At 38.8% G+C, this 15,931-nt stretch carries 15 protein-coding genes; 7 read left to right on the forward strand and 8 right to left on the reverse strand.

Annotated elements, in window-relative coordinates; translation table 11 throughout:
* Positions 1 to 65: 65 nt before the first annotated feature.
* Both C6N34_RS09225 and C6N34_RS09230 read right to left on the reverse strand, forming a co-directional pair.
* On the reverse strand, positions 66 to 2,171 hold the full coding sequence (locus tag C6N34_RS09225) for a M3 family metallopeptidase (protein WP_115539063.1): 2,106 nt from the start codon (positions 2,169 to 2,171) through the stop codon (positions 66 to 68).
* A gap of 517 nt (positions 2,172 to 2,688) precedes the next feature.
* Positions 2,689 to 3,000 (reverse strand): acylphosphatase, encoded by a 312-nt coding sequence (locus C6N34_RS09230; protein ID WP_115539064.1) that lies wholly within the window; start codon positions 2,998 to 3,000, stop codon positions 2,689 to 2,691.
* 63 nt (positions 3,001 to 3,063) lie between these two features.
* On the opposite strand from C6N34_RS09230, the gene C6N34_RS09235 reads away from it, so the two are divergent.
* Both C6N34_RS09235 and C6N34_RS09240 read left to right on the forward strand, forming a co-directional pair.
* The gene (locus C6N34_RS09235) at positions 3,064 to 3,441 is read left to right on the forward strand and encodes a DUF1823 family protein (protein WP_006277002.1); all 378 of its coding nucleotides are present in this window, start codon (positions 3,064 to 3,066) and stop codon (positions 3,439 to 3,441) included.
* A 52-nt stretch (positions 3,442 to 3,493) separates the two neighbouring features.
* Positions 3,494 to 4,093 carry a hypothetical protein gene (locus C6N34_RS09240; RefSeq protein WP_115539065.1) on the forward strand — a complete coding sequence of 200 codons (600 nt, stop codon included), beginning with the start codon at positions 3,494 to 3,496 and terminating at the stop codon, positions 4,091 to 4,093.
* Here C6N34_RS09240 and C6N34_RS09245 read toward each other — a convergent pair.
* Entirely contained in the window at positions 4,083 to 4,880 is a 798-nt protein-coding gene (locus C6N34_RS09245; protein ID WP_115539066.1) for a type 1 glutamine amidotransferase, read from the reverse strand. The genes C6N34_RS09240 and C6N34_RS09245 overlap by 11 nt on opposite strands.
* A 43-nt stretch (positions 4,881 to 4,923) precedes the next feature.
* Complete coding sequence (locus C6N34_RS09250) at positions 4,924 to 6,249, reverse strand: Mur ligase family protein (RefSeq protein WP_040008833.1); 1,326 nt, start codon at positions 6,247 to 6,249, stop codon at positions 4,924 to 4,926.
* A 200-nt stretch (positions 6,250 to 6,449) separates the two neighbouring features.
* Between C6N34_RS09250 and C6N34_RS09255 the strand changes: the two genes are divergently transcribed.
* Positions 6,450 to 7,052 carry a thylakoid membrane photosystem I accumulation factor gene (locus tag C6N34_RS09255; protein WP_057178303.1) on the forward strand — a complete coding sequence of 201 codons (603 nt, stop codon included), beginning with the start codon at positions 6,450 to 6,452 and terminating at the stop codon, positions 7,050 to 7,052.
* A gap of 152 nt (positions 7,053 to 7,204) precedes the next feature.
* Positions 7,205 to 7,813, forward strand: coding sequence for a hypothetical protein (locus C6N34_RS09260; RefSeq protein WP_057178302.1), 609 nt, complete (start codon positions 7,205 to 7,207; stop codon positions 7,811 to 7,813).
* Positions 7,814 to 7,829: 16 nt separating this feature from the next.
* Here the strand turns inward: C6N34_RS09260 and C6N34_RS09265 are convergent, their stop codons facing one another.
* Genes C6N34_RS09265 through C6N34_RS09275 form a run of 3 tightly spaced genes read right to left on the reverse strand, consistent with a single transcriptional unit; the run spans position 7,830 to position 11,138 of the window.
* The gene (locus tag C6N34_RS09265; protein ID WP_115539067.1) at positions 7,830 to 8,750 is read right to left on the reverse strand and encodes a DMT family transporter; all 921 of its coding nucleotides are present in this window, start codon (positions 8,748 to 8,750) and stop codon (positions 7,830 to 7,832) included.
* The gene (gene ligA, locus C6N34_RS09270; protein ID WP_115539068.1) at positions 8,747 to 10,819 is read right to left on the reverse strand and encodes an NAD-dependent DNA ligase LigA; all 2,073 of its coding nucleotides are present in this window, start codon (positions 10,817 to 10,819) and stop codon (positions 8,747 to 8,749) included. The genes C6N34_RS09265 and ligA overlap by 4 nt, the downstream gene beginning before the upstream one ends.
* Positions 10,820 to 10,859: 40 nt before the next feature.
* Positions 10,860 to 11,138 carry a thioesterase domain-containing protein gene (locus C6N34_RS09275; protein WP_181884042.1) on the reverse strand — a complete coding sequence of 93 codons (279 nt, stop codon included), beginning with the start codon at positions 11,136 to 11,138 and terminating at the stop codon, positions 10,860 to 10,862.
* Between the two features lie 137 nt (positions 11,139 to 11,275).
* On the opposite strand from C6N34_RS09275, the gene C6N34_RS09280 reads away from it, so the two are divergent.
* Positions 11,276 to 12,235 carry a glycerophosphodiester phosphodiesterase gene (locus C6N34_RS09280; RefSeq protein ID WP_236106951.1) on the forward strand — a complete coding sequence of 320 codons (960 nt, stop codon included), beginning with the start codon at positions 11,276 to 11,278 and terminating at the stop codon, positions 12,233 to 12,235.
* 24 nt (positions 12,236 to 12,259) lie between these two features.
* On the forward strand, positions 12,260 to 13,441 hold the full coding sequence (gene chrA, locus C6N34_RS09285; RefSeq protein WP_057178297.1) for a chromate efflux transporter: 1,182 nt from the start codon (positions 12,260 to 12,262) through the stop codon (positions 13,439 to 13,441).
* A 144-nt stretch (positions 13,442 to 13,585) separates the two neighbouring features.
* On the opposite strand, the gene C6N34_RS09290 is transcribed toward chrA, so the two are convergent.
* Positions 13,586 to 15,001, reverse strand: coding sequence for an MFS transporter (locus tag C6N34_RS09290; protein ID WP_057178296.1), 1,416 nt, complete (start codon positions 14,999 to 15,001; stop codon positions 13,586 to 13,588).
* Between the two features lie 361 nt (positions 15,002 to 15,362).
* On the opposite strand from C6N34_RS09290, the gene C6N34_RS09295 reads away from it, so the two are divergent.
* Positions 15,363 to 15,794 carry a DUF29 family protein gene (locus C6N34_RS09295; protein ID WP_057178295.1) on the forward strand — a complete coding sequence of 144 codons (432 nt, stop codon included), beginning with the start codon at positions 15,363 to 15,365 and terminating at the stop codon, positions 15,792 to 15,794.
* Positions 15,795 to 15,931: the final 137 nt, after the last annotated feature.

Consider the following 15,931-nt stretch of genomic DNA (forward strand, 5'->3'; position numbering starts at 1 on the left):
TTTTCACAAGACGGGGGTTGGTAGCTGAAACCCTGGGGTGTTAGCAATTTCCCCCCCCGAATCCTCTAACGAGCTGGTAAAAGACCGTTATGCCTAAGTAGAGCTTTAGTGCTGGGTTTTCGACCTCTAAAGGCCTCAAAAATCTCCATGGGATGTTTGCTACCACCCATAGATAGAATTGTATCTCGATAGCGACGACCAATAATTTGTACTGCTTCTTCATTATCTAGTCCAACTTCTTCAAAAGCAGCAAAAGCGTCAGCACTTAAAACCTCTGCCCATTTGTAACTGTAATATCCCGCCGCATAACCACCTTCAAAAATATGACCGAAAGCACAGAGAAATTGATCCTCCGGTAGAGGAGACAAAATAGTAGTAGTTTTAGCAATACGATTGCGTATATCTACTGGAGTTTCTTGACCGGTGGGAAAATAGCGATGATGTAATTCTAAATCTACCATACTCAGGTGAATTTGTCGTAACATTGCGGAACCGCTCATGTAGTTGCGGGCATCTAACAGTTTGTGATAGTATTCCTCTGGCAGCGGTTCACCCGTTTGATAGTGTTTAGCCATACCAAACAGGGTGGGACGGTCATAACACCAATTTTCCATGAATTGACTAGGCAACTCCACTGCATCCCATTCTACATTGTTAATACCTGCTGCTCCAGTATAATCAACCTGAGTGAGCATGTGGTGGAGACCATGACCGAACTCATGGAAGAGAGTTTCTACCTCATCAAAGGTCATCAAACTGGGCTTATCATCCACAGGGGGAGTTTGATTACAAATGAGATAGGCCACTGGTAAGCAGACCACATCTACACCATTTTGGGTAGCCCTACGGCGGTGAATACAAGCATCCATCCAAGCTCCACCACGTTTTTCTACTGGTCTACTGTAGAGGTCTAGATAAAAGTAAGCAATGGTCCTACCAGAAGGGTCAGAAATTTTAAAATAGCGAACATCTTCATGCCAAATGGGAGCTTGACCATCTGCTGGACTAACGATTACACCAAACAGACGTTGAACCAGCTCAAATAGGCCATTGAGAACTTGAGGTAGGGGAAAATAGGGACGTAATTCCTCCTGGGTGAAAGTGAATTTGGCCTCTCGCTGACGCTCAGCCCAAAAACTGACATCCCAATGTTCCAGATCCTCCGTTTGGGGGAATCCATGGTTTTTGGCAAAGGTTTTCAGATCTGCTATTTCTTGGGTAGCTGCATCATAACTGACTTGACGTAACTCTTCTAGTAGTTTTTCTACTGCACTAACCTTTTGGGCCATCTTACTAGCTAGACTTAACTGGGCATAGTTTTCAAAGCCCAGCAATCCCGCCATTTCTTGCCTTAATCCCAAAATCCCCTGAATTAGAGGATTATTGTCCAAATCTCCACTAGCAGCACGACTAATGTAGGCTTTATATAACTTTTCCCGCAGGTCTCGACGAGTGCTATGCTGCATGAAGGGGAAGTAGCTGGGGAAATCTAGGGTAATGTGCCAAGGACCAGTCTGTGGGTTAGCTTGTTCCTCTCCCGCACCGCGAGCAGCTTGAGCAGCTAAACTAAGTAAACTGCTTGGTAACCCCTCAATTTCTTCTTTAGTAGTTAAAACTAGACTATACGCTGTAGTTGCATCTAAAAGATGGTTAGCAAACTGAGTGTTTAGTTTGGCTAACTGCATTTGAATCTCATTAAAACGCTCCCTTGATTCCCCCGCCAAAGCGACACCAGAGAGTTGAGCATCTCTAATAGCAGCCTCTACAATGCGTTTTTGAGCTGGTTTGAGGTTCTCCCAAAAATCCCCATGACGTAGATCCTTGAATGCTTCATAAATAGGCTTACTTTGACCAAGGGCATTAGTAAACTCTACCACCTGTGGTTGTAATTTTTGATAAGCTATTCGTAAATCAGGACTATTCTTTACAGCCATGAGGTGGTTTAATACTCGCCAACTCCAAGATAATCTTTCTGTTAACTGCTCCAGTGGCTCCACTAAAGCACTCCAAGTTGGTTCCACACTAGATTCTAAGATGGTTAGTTGTTTCCATAGTTCTGTTAATAGCTGAGTAAATGCAGGCTCTACCTGATCCGGAGTAATATCTGTAAATGTAGGTAGACCAGAGCCTTGAAGAAGGGGATTTTGATGAACAGTGGCACTTGCACTCATGGTTTTGTCTGGGAGCTAATCAATGAATAAAAGAGAGTTTTTGCCTATAGTGTACTAATGTTACTCAATAGGTCTAGTAGAAGGTTGGTTAGTTCAATTTTTTTTGAGAAGTTTTGTTATTAATTAAGCTTCTCCGGTCTAAAGACACGGAGATTTCTGAAGAGTCCATAAACGAACTTTCTGAGGCTGGCTTAAACAGCCTCTACTGATTCCGCTAAGATCAATTCCTAGCATCACCGCTACTTTTTTCAAAATATTAGCAGCACCATTACAGTCCGCATTAATTTTGAACCCATCAGAAGTTTCATATACTCCACGACTTTTAGAATCCTTTATTTATTTGGTCAAGCAGTTTATTCCATAATAGTTTTGGTATTTAATAAAAGTTATCTAGAATTTATCTCCTAGGAAATACTAACACGAAATAGAAAAAGCCGTAAATTTTTCTTCATATTTGGTTTTGGCTTAGTATATGGCTATTTTAGCCATGATGTGCAAACGATCGGAGAAAAAACGCCTATCCAACGTTGTGACTAAGGCACAGTTCAAAAGTTCTCAATCCTTCCGCTTGTTCATAATTAATAACAACCTGTTTAACTATGGCAGCAGTTGGTCCCATATGGCACCATCGTACCATCTCTTCTACAATATCCCTGGATCCCTCAAAGACCGCTTCTACTCGACCGTCGACAAGATTTCTCACCCAACCGGTTAAACCTAACTGGGTAGCTGTGTCTACGGTTGCATATCGGTATCCCACGCCTTGAACCTGTCCGGTAATAAAAACATGGGCCCGAACCAGTTTGGTAATTTCTGTGGTGTTTTCCATAGTTTAGAGATTATGATGTAATGGTAAGTTAACAAACTTTTTACGTGTGAGAAATGCCTAACTATGTCTAACTTGCCACAACTCAACCAAGAAACTATTTGGGATATCATCAACGAAAAAATTGATGATCTTACTGTTAATCAGTTGGTGTGGCACTATTTAGGTTACAGATACGATTATAATCTACAAACATGGGATAGTACCCAGGTTAGTCCTGAATGGGTTACTGATTATCCCCAACCCCCCAACTTCATAGAGTCCCGCCCTGCAACCGTCAAGCTGACCCGTTCTATTCCTCCGGATAATAAACAACTACTAAAAGAAAAATTGGGTTTTAAAGGTTATAAGATAGGCGAGTTTGGACCTAGACAGACTCGCCGTGCTACTATGGCTGGTTGGTTATTAAGTTATATGATGACCAACTGTGGTAGAATAGATTAATCCATGAAAATGGTATATTTGGTTAAATTCCCAACCTCATGGTGATACGAACATGCAGATGCGAGCAACTACGGGTGATGTTAATGGCAAACCATCTCATCCCACATATTCCCCCTCCGTTCCTATTTCCGTCTATCGAGAACTGGTGACAGAATTAAAAGCCGTACAATCTAAATTAGATGTGGTTACCAACCATAATCAAAAATTAGTGCAGGAAAATCAGTATTTACTCCAGGAAGTTAATCGAGTTGTTCAGTCTTGTTTGGAATTACAAAATTTGCTTGATTCCAAAAATGACCCTGGTAAATATTCTCAGGAAGGATTAAACAAAAATTATAACACCAGTCCCAACCCTATTAACAGCCAGAATACACCTTATGATGAGTCAAAATCTCTAAGGGAACAACCCATACACCCCACCCACCCAAAAAATGCACCTAAACCTAAGTCAGAAGGGGATAAAAAGAACACACAAATCAAAAACAAAACCCGGACTAATTTCAAGACCAGATCCAAACCTTCTAATTTCGTTAGTAGAGGACTAAATGGTTGGTGGTTGTTTTTAATCATTCTTGTGGTGATGGTTTCTGGCTTTAGTGCTGGATATTTAGTGGTGCGCCCCTTTTTGCAAAGGGCCCAAATTACTCGTTAATCACTAAACTACTTGTCAATTTTAAACGATTAAACATAGACTCTCTCCCTTGTAGTGCTAAAGTATCATCTAAAGGTGAGAGTTCAAATTCTTGTTGATACTTGAGCTTTAATGCTGTGACAATTAACCAGTCTGCAACAAAGGGATTTTTGGGTAGTAAAGGGCCATGTGAATAAGTGGCGATCGCATTTTGATAAAAAGCACCCTCAGTTCCATCTTCCCCATTATTACCTAGACCATAAACAACACGTCCTAGGGGTTCTACCGTTCCTAACTTAGTTCTACCCCCATGGTTTTCAAAACCAACCAAATAGGGTTTAATTCCCGTCATTGCTTGTAGTTCTCGTGCTAAACGGGAAGCAGTCACCTCTATAACCAGATTGCCAATACAGCGTTTAGAGGTTTCTCCTGGGTGAACAGAAACTAAATCCAATATTCCTAAACCTTGTATTCTTTTTCCCAAAGCGGGTTCATAATAATGTCCTAGTAGTTGAGGTGAACCACAGGTAAAAACCCCCGGTGTACCTTGCTCTATTTTATCCTTAATTGCTTCAGCTTTTGCTCCTTGTAAATCACGCATAACAATTTCTTGCTGACGGTCTTGGGCACCTCCCCCCACAATAACATCCACAGATTTTATGTCCTGGGGGGTGGAATTTTGGTCTAACGGTAATACTGTGACGTCGTATCCGCGCCATTGAGATCGACGTTGGAGAGTGATAACATTACCTCTATCTCCATAAGTGCTCATCAGTTTTGGATATAACCAACCAATAATAATTTCCATTTTTTTAGTTGTTTTTAAAAAATGCTAGAAAGAAGATAAAACATCAGAGAATTTTTCTCCCCGTTAAAATTCCTCGTACTTCCAGCATAGCTGAATAGGTAGGAAGAATATGCAAAGTCTCATGATGAGGAGTATTTTCCAGAGCAATCTTGATAGCTTGCTGCAAATCCTCCTCAACGATTAAACGGATCTTACTATCCAAAGAACTTTGGCTATAACGTAACCTTAAAGCCATATCATAGAGACGATCTCCGCTAACAATTAGTGTTCCACCTCGTTCCACCAATTTTTCCGTATCAACATCCCAAATCCAGGAAACATCAGTACCATCAGGGATCCGATCATTTAAAACCAATAAAGTAGTTTTATCTTGACTTTGGGTGACCACCCTAATAGTTTCATTAGTTCCCACGGGATTTTTAGATAACAAAATCCGCACCTTTTTGCCACTGACCAATAAATCTTCAGCTCGACCAAAAGCAGCTTGGAAATTGTCAATACTGTTTTTAATCGTTGGTTCGTCAATACCTAATTCTTGAGCAGCAGTGACAGCAGCTAGGGTGTTATATTTGTTGTATAATCCTACGAGAATCTGTGACCATTCACCACTCAATAACAAAGGTTGACTTTTGTTAAATCCACAACTGGGACAGGTGAAATCTCCCAGGTGGGATAAATAAACCCCTTGATAATCCAAAGGATCTCCACAACGGGGACAGTAAATAGAATCCACTGCATGGGGAATGGAATCTAAATAATTTTCCGGTTCACTTAAACCAAAAAATAACACTCTCTGATGTAACTGCTGACCTAAATAGGATAAAGTAGGGTCATCAGCATTGGCAATAACTACAGTCTCCCTGGGTAACGTGGAAATTGCCCTTGTCCATTTTTTGCTAATGGTATCAACCTCCCCATATCTGTCTAGTTGATCTCTAAACAAATTTAAACAAATAATCAAATTTGGTTGTAAAGGTTGTAATACTTTAGGAACAATATTTTCATCAACCTCTAAAATTGCATAGTCAACATTCAAATAACCCATTAAGTTAGTGTTTTCTATTAAAGCAGTTGCTAAACCATTTTCCAGGTTCGCACCAGTGGAATTATGGGCAATTTTAAACCCTTTGTTTTCCAAAATAGTACACAACAACAAAGCAGTCGTGGTTTTGCCATTGGTTCCTGCAATTAAAATTACACCTTTTTTTACCTGCTGACTCAAAAACTGTAAAAGTTTAGGCTCGATGCGTCGTGCAATAGCACCTGGCAACACACTAGCAGCTCCAAAACCCAGGGAACGCACTAAAAAGGTGATAGTTTTAGCGATAGATACTGCCAAGTATAGTTTAATTCTGTTTATAATTGGTATAAACTTTGATTTCTTTTTCACGGGCGCTCCCAAGAAATTTCCTGATTGTTAAAAACAATCCCCCTAGTCTAACTAATGTTTACCAAAACCGCTAGGTTCATAGTGCCAAACACCAAAAAATTCCTCAAAAATATCCCCCAGTTGTCACTATAGGTGTAACTATTATATGTAGACAAACGTGTTAAATAAGGTTTTTGTTAATGAATAAGATAGAGTTTCCTTTTTTACTAGTATCCCTAACTGGCAAATGTCAGAGATTTTGTTTAAAGTTCCTATTATTGGTAGTTTGCCTGTTGATTGTTACCACAGGTATAAATATAGATACTGCACTGGCAGGTAGTAAAGATGACAGATATGAGGGTAATATTTTTGTGGTTTTTGCGGGAAATGGTTCCTTGGTCCCCCCCAAACAAACCCTAGAACAGAGTTTAGCAGAACACAAACCCATCCTACTAACGTTTTATATTGATGACAGTAGGGATTGTAAACAGTATGCGGTATTTATTTCCCAGACTCAAGCGTTATATGGTAGAGAGGTGAGGATTATTCCAGTGAGTGTGGATGCTATTCCGCCCAAAAAAGTCTATAATGCTAATGAACCAGGATACTATTATTCTGGTAGTGTACCTCAAATAGTGGTTTTTGATCAGTCAGGTAAAGTTGTTCTCAATAAAAATGGACAAGTACCCTTTGAAGAGATAGATGATAAGTTCCGACAAGTATTTAATTTAGTCCCCCGGGATCAATCCATCAAGTACCAACAACGTTCATTTAATGAGTATAGCAGTGAGTTAAGTCCTTAAAATCACCGAATCCCACCACTAAGCTCCATGGGTGATCTCTGATCACCCCAGTCTAATTTTTTGTTGGTTGTGATACCGCATTTTGCTAATTACTAAAACATAATAATTAAGTCATCCACAAATAACAAATAACTAATACCCAATGATTACCAATGAACAAAGTCTATTCAACCTGGGAACTGATTCAGATCTTATCAGCAGAGCGCCAAGCTTGCTTAAAAGGGGAACGTTTAAAATTAGATGTGAAAGTTTCAGGTAATCCTATCATTGACCAGTTCATTCCCACTGAGGGATTACAAAAATTCACAGCTTACCAAGATTTTAAATATTCCATTCATCAATATCAAAGAGAACATCAGGTTTCTGGTATTGTGTGGAAAGACTTGACCATTAATGCTCAAACTTTACATTATCCAGAGGTTCATGGACAGTTAATAGCCTTAGATACTGATTTACAAATATTGAAAGGAGCAAAAAAGTCTATGCTGACATATTGGGAGCAAGTAACAGCCAATATGGATTTATATTTGAGTATGAGCAATGGTAGAGAACATGAAAAAATCCATAACTTGGATGTGGAAAGAATTGCCCAAAGAACAGAATGGGTGAGTTTTTTAAAATGGGAAAATGGCAGTTTCTTAGAGTTAATTTTACAGATGGGTTGGGGTAGACCAGAGGAAGCAGCTTATAAGCGAGGAAGACCTCATTCCGGTAGCGAGTTTATTCATGCGGTCAAACCTGGTAATTATCCCATTGGTTAGAAAGCAAAATAAGACTTTATTTATTTTTACCCAAAGCAGTGGTTGCTGAACCAACCACAACTAGTAAAGCACCAATAATCCCTCTCAGGTTAATATATTCTGGCGTAAAGATTTGAGGGAAAATAGTTGCTACTAAGTCTACTGATATTAGAGTAAAAATGGGAGCTATGGCTAAAATTGCACTGACTATAGATGCTGGGGAATGTTCTAAAGACTCCGCAAAAGCACCATAAGCAATTAGGGTATTTAGTCCACAAAAAATTAGCACTGATAAAGATGCAAGATCAAGAGTGAAAATAGTGGTAATCTTGGCAAAAGGAGTTAATAATAAAGCACATCCACCATAAACTATGAGCATAATATGGGATGATGAGAGAGATTGTAATAACTGCTTTTGTGCCAAAGCATAAATGGCCCAAGAAATGGCACCTAATATTACTAACCCACTACCTAAGAGATATTGTCCCCGACTGGTAATTAAATTGCTAATTTGGGATTTAAAAAATAATAAAAAACCCAAAGTTAAGATACTAATACCCAACCATTGCCATAGGGTATAACGTTCTTTGAAAATCACCAAACCTCCAAGTCCGAATAAAACGCCTGCGAGTTGAATTAGGACCTCTGTATTGTTAGCAGTGGTTAAGGCTATACCCTGCATAAATAGTATATAATTACCACATAAGAAGACAGTGGTAATAACTAACAATTTGATAGGCGCAGAAAATATTTGTTGTTGAGTTGGTAGCTTATTCTGGGTGAATAAATAAGCTCCTAAAAGTACAAATGCTAAAGAGAACCGAAACCAGACAATAGTGTATATATCTAATACCTGGAGAGTCATTTTTAAAGCGACTGGTAAAACTCCCCATAAAAATGCCGTGAGCAAAGACAAGGTTAGTCCTAAACGCCAGCGACCAGAGGTTTGATGTGTCATGATTTAACAGGTTCCTGAATCATTAGCATTTCTAATAGATTAGCTTCATCTAGTTGCTTAATTCCCAGAGATTGAGCTTTTTCTAATTTGGATCCTGCATCTGCACCAACAACAATAAAGTCAGTTTTCTTGCTCACTGTGTCTGTGACCTTACCACCAGCTTTTTGAATCATAGCTTTTGCTTCATCTCTTTTTAATGTGGGTAAGGTACCTGTAATTACAAAGGTTTTACCAGCAATTTGAGGATTAGGTTTAGTCCTAGTGTGAACAGACTTCCCAGTGGCCAGTTGTATACCTATAGTTTCCAGACGGATAATCAGATTTTGATTGGCACTGATGTGAAACCATTGGTACACGGATTGGGCAATTTCTACACCAATGCCATATACACCCTCAATATCTGATTGTTTTGCACTGGCCAATTTATCTACTGTGGTAAATTTTTCGGACAGTAATTGAGCATTAACGCTACCCACGTGACGAATACCTAAACCATATAATACCCTAGACCAAGGTTGATTTTTTGATTCCCTAATTACTTGGACTAGTTTTTCTGCGGATCTTTTGCCCATTCTTTCCAATCCACATAATTGCTCTTCTGTTAGATTATATAAATCAGCTACGGAATGCACTAGACCTTTATCCACTAATTGATGTACTAGTTTTTCACCTATTCCCTTAATATCCAAAGCATCTCGACTAACCCAATGTTCGATTTCTCCCTTGAGAATTGCTGGACAGGAAGCATTCACACATCTTGTCACCACTTCCCCCAATTCTCGCACTACCGGTTGACCACATACGGGACAATTAGTGGGCATAATAAATGGTTCAGTGTCATTAGGACGCAGTTCCTTAATTACCCTGACCACCTCCGGGATAATTTCTCCAGCTTTGCGTACTATCACCGTGTCCCCAATCCGAATATCTAACTCCTGCAGGCGATCGTTATTATGTAGCGTAGCTCTAGATACTGTAGTTCCCGCTAATTGTACGGGGCGCATTTCAGCTAGGGGGGTTAATGCTCCTGTTCTTCCCACATTAACCATAATATTTTCCACACGAGTAGGTGCTTCCTCCGCTGCATATTTCAGAGCGATCGCCCAGCGGGGGAATTTCTGTGTAAACCCCAATTGTTCTTGCAATTTAAAGGCATTTAATTTTACTACCACTCCATCAGTCATGTAAGGAGAATTAAGTCTTTCCGTATTCCAATACTGATAATATTGAGCCACTTCATCAACGGAAGAACAGAGTTTATGATTGACATCAACGCGAAATCCGAGTTTTTGTAATAATTGTAGAGATTCCCATTGAGTATTAGCAATGCTTCTATCATCCAGTCCGGGGATATGTAGGGTATAAGCAAAGAAATCCAGTTGACGCTGGGCCACCACACGGGGATCCAATTGTCGAAGTGTACCAGCTACAGCATTACGGGGATTAGCAAATAACTGTTCACCAGCTTTTTGCCTTTTTTGATTAATCTGTTTAAATACCTCTAAAGGTAAAAACACTTCTCCTCGCACTTCCACCTTTTCAATCGATTCAATTCCGTCAAAGTTTAACCGTAGGGGTATGGAGCGAATAGTTCTCACATTAGGAGTAATGTCCTCACCGGTGATTCCATCACCCCTGGTTGCACCTCTAACCAAAACCCCATTTTGATAAGTTAAAGCCAAAGCAGCACCATCAATTTTCAGTTCAGCTACATATTCTACTTCCGTCAAGGAGTGTGGAGTGGGTAAATGTCTAATCCATCGCTGATTCCAACTTTGTAACTCCTCAACATTAAAAGCATTCTCCAGACTATATAAAGGTATGTTATGTCGCACCGAGCTAAAATGGGTAGCAGGTCGCTCCCCCACCCGTTGGGTAGGACTGTCGCTAGTAACCAGGTTTGGATATTTTTTTTCTAGTTCTTGTAATTCCCGATATAATCTGTCATAAATTGTATCCTCCATGATTGGTGAGTCGAGAACATAGTAGGCATAGCCAGCTTGTTGTAACAGTTTTCTTAGTTCTTCCACACGTTGTGATTCAGCATGGAGTTGGATAGTAAGACCCATAAAAAATATTTAGTAGGGTAATAATGTAAGTCCATTATTATTATAAGCAATTTAAGGACTGCTGGGTAAGAACAAGTTTGTCAGCGTCGACCTTCTTCAGAGATGGCTGCAATTTTTCCGCCAGCACTGTAACATAAGGTTCATTTAGTAGGGAAAGATGAGAACCAGGAATGTGATAAACATCTAATTCTCCTGTAACTATATCGCCCCAACCAAATTGATGATCATATTTAGTACCTACATGATTACCCCGATGTTCATCCTCAGTTCTGAATAAAGTTACTTTACCTGAATAACTAGGAAATTGATAGTGCTGCAAAGCTTGGGTATTAGCATCAATAGTTGTTATATATTTGTCTATATCTTTTGCAGTTGAGAACTTCTTCTCAAATTGAATTGCGGTTCTTGCGTCTGTTTAATGGTATTAGATTAATGGGATTAGATTATAAACTACCGATGCCAACACCAATTATCATTGCCCATCGAGGCGCCAGCGGTTATAGACCAGAACATACATTAGCAGCATATCAACTAGCAATTGATATGGGAGCTGATTATATTGAACCAGACTTAGTGATCAGTCAGGATGGAGTATTAATTGCTCGTCATGAGAATGAAATATCCATGACCACAGATGTGGAGAATCACCCTGAATTTGCCCATTTGCAGACTACAAAAATGATTGACGGGGAAATAAGAACCGGTTGGTTTACAGAAGACTTCACCCTAAAACAATTAAAGACCTTAACTGTAAAAGAAAGAATTGGGCAAATCCGTCCACAAAACACCGTATATGATGGACTAGAGACCATTCCTACCCTAGAAGAAATAATTGATTTAGCTGAAAACCAGAGTTCACAGAAGGGATATGCAATTGGTATTTATCCAGAAACTAAACATCCCAGTTATTTTCAATCAATAGGTTTACCATTGGAACCAGCTTTGTTAAGATCCTTAACCAATACCCAGTTACCCATATTTATCCAATCCTTTGAAGTGGGTAATTTAGAAAACTTAAACAAAAACACGGATTTTCCACTGGTACAATTAATTAATGATTCAGGTCAACCAGATGATTTTCGTATGGATGGTAAATCCTGTACTTATCAGGATATGATTAAACCTGATGGACTAAAAAAAATAGCTCAATATGCACAAGCTATAGGGGTGAATAAAAATTTACTAATACCTAGAAATAGTCAAGGTAAATTACTGCCACCCACATCTTTAGTTGAGGATGCTCATCAACAGAACTTGTTGATTCACGCCTGGACTTTTCGTAATGAGAATTGCTTCCTCCCACTAGATTATCAAAATCACCCCCAGGGAGAATATGAATTGTTTTTTAATTTGGGCGTAGACGGGGTGTTTACTGATTTTCCAGACACTGCTGTTTATGCGCGGGGAAAGGTATAAAAATGTAAAACAACAAGGGTAGTTATGTACAATATACCATTAAACCGACTGATTGAATTGGCAAAACTCTTTCTTAAACTAGGTGTGACCGGTTTTGGTGGACCAGTTGCCCATATTGCCATGATAGAGGACGAGGTGGTGAAACGTCGTCAGTGGTTAACACGAGAACATTTTTTAGATTTATTGGGTGCAACCAATTTAATTCCCGGACCTAATTCTACTGAAATGGTTATTCATATAGGCTATATTTATGCTGGATGGCTGGGACTAATTGTTTCCGGGATTAGTTTTATTTTACCTGCTGTCTTAATTACAGGTGTTTTTGCCTTTATTTACGTTAGTTATGGTAGTGTACCAGAATTTTCTCCCTTACTTTATGGGATTAAACCAGTAGTTTTAGCAATTATTCTCAATGCTGTTTTCGGGTTAAGTAAAAAAGCTCTAAAAAATAAACAACTACTGATTATTGCCGTATTAGTTGCCTTGGTAACTTATTTCGGTAAAGTAAATGAAGTCATCACCTTATTGCTGGGTGGAATTTTAGGCATGATTTGGTTACATAATATTGCCATCAATAGCAATAAGCAGACAAACCTATTAATTACCGCCCTTACTTTAGGCACAACCCTACCAAAAGTTGCCCTCACTCCTACCATTTCGATATGGCAATTAGGATTATTCTTTTTGAAAGTTGGCAGTGTATTATTTGGTGGGGGTTATTTACTAATTGCATTTTTGCAAGGGGAGCTAGTAGATCAATATCATTGGTTAACACAACAACAATTATTAGACGCTATTGCCATTGGTCAATTTACTCCGGGTCCTATACTTTCAACCGCCACATTTATTGGATATATAATTTCTGGATTACCCGGAGCAATTGTAGCAACAGTAGGAATTTTTCTTCCCTCATTTTTATTTGTCGTACTGTTAAACCCAGTTATTCCCTGGTTACGGAAGTCTCCCTGGACAAGGAGTTTTTTAGATGCAGTAAACGCCAGTGCAGTAGCCCTGATGATAGTAACAACTTTGCAAATAGCAGTCAAAACCTTGGGTTTAGAAAGATTTCCACTGCTAGATTTGTTTAGTATATTTATGTTCCTAATTGCTGCTGTTTTGATTATACGTTTTCGGATTAATGCTCAATGGTTAGTATTGGGTGGAGGGTTAATTAGTATAGGTCTTGGACTTCTAGGTTATCTCTAAACATTCTTGGGGATTGTTTTTAAAAATATAGTTTAAGTGGGTGAGTGGAATTAAACACAAGATGAACGTAGGTTGGGTTGAGGAACGAAACCCAACGCCCCCATGGGTTACCCTACCGCTAACCCCCTCCCTACTTAGATTCTTTCATTGTAAATTTTGCCTTTTCTCCTGTAACTTCAACATAATTTCCGAGTGCATCTCACGGGTGATAGGGTAAAAAAAGTTGACAATTAAACCCATAATTAAAAAAAATGTTGGCACTGGTCCGATAATCACCCTAATGGCAAATAACGCCAAATCAGGTTGGGAGGGTAATATATTGGCAGTTCCAGCAGTAACCTCTTTAAATCCTGAAACTTGTAAAGCATGGCCAACCAGAAATAAACCAAAAGCTAACCCAAACTTTTGGAGTAAAACCATAAAACCATAAAAAACGCCTTCTCTTCTTTGTCCGGTTTGTAGTTCATCCAAGTCTATAACATCCGGAATCATAGACCAGGGAATGAGATAAGCTGTGGAAACTCCAAAACCTGCCATGATAGCCATAATATACATTAATAAAATCTGATCAGGGTTGAGAAAAAATAATCCAGCACCAGCAAAAATCCATAGGGTCATCCCCAAGAAATAAACTATTTTCTTGCCATATCGTTTACTTAAATAACTCCAGACAAATAACATTAACAAAGCTGTTCCTTGCACAGCTATTAAAACTGTAGGAACCTGAGAATTATTCAATTTCATACAGTAAATAACAAAATAAGGAATCACCGTTGCGGTAATTTGTACACCCAACCAAGAAAAAAGATAAATTGCGATAACAAATAAAAATGGTTTATTAGTAAAAGCAATTCTAATTTGGTCAATAAAGGGAATTTCCACTGGTTGTTCTATCTGAATACGTTTAGCTTCAAAAGCTAAAATCCGCTCCCTTGTTCCATAAATACACCAATATAAAGATATAACTGCAAGCACAGTACATAAAGCTGCCAAAACCAAATACTGTGCTTGGGGACTTTTCACCAGAGAAAAGACCACCTGGGCAAAAATTAAGGATAAAATACTACCACCAATAGAGAAACTAAAGCGAAAACTATTTAAACTAGTTCTTTCATCATAATCCTGAGTTAACTCCGGTGTCATAGCAGTGTAGGGCAAATTAACAACGGTAAAAAAAGCCTGAGATAAAATGCCAATAGCTACATAGTACCAAAATAAAGCTAGAGTATTTTGATCAGGGTCTAAATAAAATTGAGGAATAGTCCATTGGAGAAAGAAGAAAATTCCAAAAGGAATTGCACCATAAAACATCCAGGGTAAACGACGACCCCAATAACGGGATTTAGTTTTATCAGTTAGCACTCCCACAATGGGATCGTTAATTGCATCCCACACCTTACCAATCATTAAAATGCTACCCGCCAAACCTGGAGGAATACCAGCTACATTAGTAAAAAAGACCAGGAGGAAAAATATGGCTATATTAGAGGTTACTGCAGGTCCTAAATCTCCAGCACCATAGGCTAATTTGGTAGCTAGGTTTAGTTTCTCATTTTTCATTTTTTTAACTACTTTTCTATATCTTAATGTTTACTAGATGGATTATCACCACAAAATGGAACAATTTGCTGTTAAGATTTATTTAGTATTAGCACTATGTATTGCATCACTTTTAAGTAAGTAGGGAGGCACAATTATTTTTAGGATGGGTTGGCGATGGTGTAACCGATGGGGGTGTTGGGTTTCATACTTCAAACCAACCTACGTTCATCTTATATTTAATTCCACCCACCTACTTAAAGTCAACTGCGATCATTTTGTAGAAGTTCTGGTCAAGGTTACCAAAATTTAGTAAAATCATTTTGTAAGTCAGCAAAACCAAGAGTAGCTTTCTACAGTACTAGTTTATGGGAGACCGACAATGGAAGAACTGCTAGAACTCAAAACATTGTTAACTCAAGGAAAGGTTCTTGATGCTCTGGTCTTGGTGGAGGAAATGACCGAGATGAGTAAAGATGACAAGATCAATAAAATTTACAGTTTTGCAGTTATTCTCATACTACATCTAATTAAACAGCAAGTAGAGCAACGGACGACTCGTTCCTGGGATATTTCTATTTCTAATGCAGTTCGTCAAATTAATCGCACTAATAAGCGACGAAAGGTAAACGGCTACTATTTAAGTAATTCTGAATTAAAAGCAGCTCTTGCAGATGCTTATTATTCCGCACTAGATGGTGCTTCTTTAGAAGCTTTTGAAGGTCGTTATTCTAGTGAGGAATTAGCTGAGAGAATTGATTATAGTCGTCTAATGAAAGATGCTTGGGATTTGATATCAACGCAACAAAATTAGTTGGACGAGAAGCCCAACCCTTTCTAATAGATATTATGACTAACCTTTAATTTCGTAGCGAGTGCTTCGCGATCGCATAGTTTGTGGCACACAAAACCATTCTCAAGAACCAGGGAATTAATTCCCTGGTTCAAAGC

The organism is Cylindrospermopsis raciborskii Cr2010 (assembly GCF_003367075.2).
Lineage (GTDB): Bacteria > Cyanobacteriota > Cyanobacteriia > Cyanobacteriales > Nostocaceae > Raphidiopsis > Raphidiopsis raciborskii.